Origin of the sequence: Thalassotalea sp. G20_0, from assembly GCF_017744175.1 — a bacterium.
Lineage (GTDB): Bacteria > Pseudomonadota > Gammaproteobacteria > Pseudomonadales > Endozoicomonadaceae > Endozoicomonas.
In genome coordinates, this window is record NZ_JAGHQV010000192.1 from 1 (window position 1) to 1,510 (window position 1,510).

The window sequence follows — 1,510 nt, forward strand, 5'->3', positions numbered from 1 at the left end:
GATGACAGGTCCCACGGGTACTGGTAAAAGCTGGTTGGCCTGCGCTCTTGGCAATGAAGCAATCCGGCTTGGCCATTCCGTAGTCTATAAGCGGTTCGGGCTGATGATGGAAGAGCTGGATATTGCCCGCAAGGACGGCTCATTACCCAAGCTTCGCAACCTGCTGACACGTACCAAGCTGCTGATTCTGGATGACTGGGCAATGTCCCCCCTGTCAGATATGGGCCGACAGGATTTGCTGGACATCATAGAAGAGCGAACCGGGGAAGGGGCCATGGTGATTACCTCTCAATTACCTGTTACCCAGTGGCATGTTTATATTGATGAACCCACAACAGCGGATGCCATTATGGATCGTCTGATTCACCGCTCACACCGTCTGGAACTGTCAGGGGAGTCAATGCGTAAGAAGCAAAGTCTCAGTTCGGTAAAACAGGAATAATATGCAGTAAACCTATAGTGTTAAGGAGCAAAAATGGAACCACAGACCTGTTGATTTCACATTCTGTGGTTCCTGTATTTGCACATTACCTCTGCCCCTGCTCATGCAGGGGCAGCCTTAAGCCATCAAGCCGCTTGCCAACTACTGGCTATTATTGGATTGATCTCATCCCGGGTTTGCTGAGGTAGCTGGGCATTGCCTGCCGGCAGTGCTTCAAAACCAGCCATGGCGTTTACCAGGCTGTCCACAGCATTCGCATGCAGTACGGCGTCTGCCGTGTGAATTTCATCCAGCTGCTGGCTCCCTCCTGCATACCAGTCCTGCACCAGAACCCGATCATTAGAACCAATAACATCGATAAGAAGATGGTCGCCGGAGCGGGTAAACCACAGGTTCTCTTTGGTGATGCTTTCAAACTGCAGCCTGTCCATATCACCGGCATGGTCGGAATAGTTATTGATGGTGTCAAACCCATCACCAGCGGCAAAGTGATAGGTATCATCACCTGCACCACCCATCAAATAGTCATTACCACCATTACCGGAGAGCAGGTCATTGCCATCACCCCCATTCAGGATGTTCCGACCCTGGTTGCCCGTCAGTTCATTATCCAGACGATTGCCAGTGGCATTGATATGCTCTGCACCGCTGAGCATCAGGTTCTCCAGATGCTCGCCCAGTGTGTACGACACTGACGATACAACAGAATCGATACCCTCTGCCGCCTGTTCGATCAGGCGATCCGCCGTATTATCCACCAAATAGGTATCATTCCCGTCATGGCCAATCAAGGTGTCGATACCGCCCATACCCATCAGCAAATTATTTCCACGATTACCGACAATCCGGTTGTTGTGGTCATTACCTGTTCCGATCAGGTGTCCATCACCAATCAGCGTCAGGTTCTCAACCTCACTATCCAGCGTGTAATTGACACTGCTGATGACCTGGTCAAAACCGCCCCCGGCCAGTTCATGAACCACATCGCCAATATTGTCCACGATGTAAGTATCATCACCGGTGCGCCCGGTCATCACATCAGCCCCGGCATCCCCATCAAGATAATTC

Annotated in this window: 2 protein-coding genes; one reads left to right on the plus strand and one right to left on the minus strand. The window is 51.3% G+C overall.

The window, feature by feature from the left end:
• A partial coding sequence (locus J7438_RS25435; protein ID WP_209278836.1) for an ATP-binding protein occupies nucleotides 1-442 on the plus strand: 442 nt, incomplete at its 5' end.
• Nucleotides 443-567: 125 nt separating this feature from the next.
• Here J7438_RS25435 and J7438_RS25440 read toward each other — a convergent pair.
• On the minus strand, nucleotides 568-1,510 hold a 943-nt coding region (locus J7438_RS25440; protein ID WP_286196939.1), incomplete at its 5' end, for a calcium-binding protein.